1 protein-coding gene and 2 pseudogenes are annotated in these 2206 nt (G+C 59.5%); all 3 read left to right on the top strand.

The features are described from left to right. A pseudogene (locus tag ACEQWH_RS07200) lies at nt 1-360 on the top strand (sulfotransferase family protein); the annotation flags it as partial. Between the two features lie 76 nt (nt 361-436). Beyond that, nucleotides 437-1834, top strand: a complete 1398-nt coding sequence (gndA, locus tag ACEQWH_RS07195; RefSeq protein WP_370229241.1) for an NADP-dependent phosphogluconate dehydrogenase — start codon at nt 437-439, stop codon at nt 1832-1834. Between the two features lie 176 nt (nt 1835-2010). Further along, nucleotides 2011-2206: pseudogene (gene rplK / locus ACEQWH_RS07190) on the top strand (50S ribosomal protein L11); the annotation flags it as partial.

The following is a 2206-nucleotide window of genomic DNA, read 5'->3' as shown; positions in this document are numbered from 1 at the left end:
GGCTTCCCCGAGCAGCGTGCTTTGTTTGATCTGTTGTGGGCGTTAAACGGCACACCGCCTCCGGTGATTGACAGCGACGATCTGCTGGAAAACCCCGAAGCGATGGTCGAGGCCTTTTGTCAGTCGGTGGGCATTCCGTTTCTGCCTGAGGCGCTGTCATGGGAACCCGGGGGCGATCCGTCTGCACACAGCTGGTGGGACGGGGGATCTTTCCATCACAACTTGGCCAAATCCACGGGCCTCACGCCACAGGTGCGCAAATATGTCGAGGTCAAAGATGCGCCGGACCGTGTTCAGCGGGTCTATCGGCGGATGAAACCGCATTATGATCGCCTTTATGCGCATCGCATCACGGTCTAGGGCTTGAAAATGACCACTTGCGGTTCGACCTTGTTCTGGGCGAGGTAGATCGCAGTAGCATAAATTGGGGGTCAGGATGACAACAGCGTCTATGGGTTTGATTGGCGTGGGAACGATGGGCAGTGCGCTGGCGCTGAACATCGCAGAGAACGGCCACAATATCGCGCTCTATAATCTGGACCCTTCTACCATAGACAGCCTGATTGCCGAGGCTGGCGATCTTGCGCCGCGACTGACCAAAACCGAAAGTGTAAAGGCGCTGGTGGCGGCGATGCCGACACCGCGTGCGATTGTGTTGCTGGTCCCGGCCGGTGGCCCGGTCGAGGCATCCATTGACGCTCTGCTGCCGCATCTGGCGCCCGGTGACACGATCATTGACGGCGGCAACAGCGATTTCCGCGACACGATCCGCCGCACCGAACGCGTCGAAGCGGCGGGGTTTCAGTACCTTGGCGTTGGCGTTAGCGGCGGTGAAGAGGGCGCGCGGCACGGGCCGTCTATGATGGTTGGCGGCTCGAAAGCATCCTGGGAGCCGCTGCGCCCGGTGCTTGAGGCGATTGCCGCGAAATTTGAGGGCGACCCTTGCGTGGCGCACCTTGGGCCAGACGGCGCAGGGCATTTCGTCAAGACTGTGCACAACGGCATTGAATATGCCGACATGCAGATGATTGCCGAGGTCTATGGCCTGCTGCGGGATGGCGAGGGGCGCAAACCTGCGGATATTGCGCCGCTGTTCCATCGCTGGAACGAAGGGGCGCTGCAAAGCTATCTGATCGAGATCACGGGTAAGGTGCTGGATGGCGTGGACCCCGACACAGGTATGCCAATGATTGACCTGATTGTGGATCAGGCGGGCCAAAAGGGCACCGGACGCTGGACCGTGATCGAGGCGATCCGCATGGGGCAATCGGCCTCTGTGATCGAAGCCGCTGTTGGCGCGCGCGTTCTGTCGTCTGAACGTGTTGTTCGCGGTGTTGCTGCCGATATCCTCTCGGGGCCTGATCCTAAGGGGGCGGCTTTTGACGAAGGCGATCTGGAGTCGGCTCTGATGGTCGGGCGCATATTGGCCTATGCGCAGGGTTTCCGTATTCTGAAAGCCGCGTCCGAGGAATTTAACTGGGATCTGGACTATGCCCGTATCGCCGAAATCTGGCGTGCTGGGTGCATTATCCGCTCGGCTCTTTTGGATGATATCTCAAAGGCCTTTCGCGGCGATCTGCCCGAAGGCCGCTTGATCCTTGATCCGGCCTTTGTCGCGCTTTTGTCAGACCACATGCCAGCCCTGCGCCGCGTTGTGGCGCAAGCGATTGCGCAAGGGCTGCCGGTGCCTGCGCTTTCTTCGGCTGTGTCCTGGTATGACGAAATCCGTCAGGCGCGCGGCACAGCAGATATGGTCCAAGGTCAGCGCGATTTCTTTGGCGCGCATGGGTTCAGACGCACCGACAAAGAGGGTGATTTCCACGGGCCTTGGTAACCCACCAAGACCCCTTGCCAAACCCCCGATGCCCCTTTAAACGCCGCCCATCGCCCCGAGTCCCGCTTGGGGTGTCTTATCTCGTGGGAGAAGGAGGGATCGCGATCCCGATCTCGGACCACGCAACATAGAACCGGGTGGAACGCGTTTCACCCACGTTGAAAAGGAAAGATCAGATGGCGAAGAAGCTGGCTGGTACAATGAAGCTGCAGATCCCTGCAGGTCAAGCCAACCCATCCCCGCCCGTAGGCCCTGCTCTGGGTCAGCGCGGCATCAACATCATGGAATTCTGTAAAGCGTTCAACGCGAAGACACAGGAAATGGAACAAGGCGCGCCTTGCCCAACCGTGATCACCTATTATCAGGACAAGT

The organism is Cognatishimia sp., assembly GCF_964229375.1.
Taxonomy (GTDB): Bacteria; Pseudomonadota; Alphaproteobacteria; order Rhodobacterales; family Rhodobacteraceae; genus Cognatishimia.
Note: the sequence above shows the minus strand (reverse complement) of the source record. Positions and strands in the feature narration are given on the sequence as shown.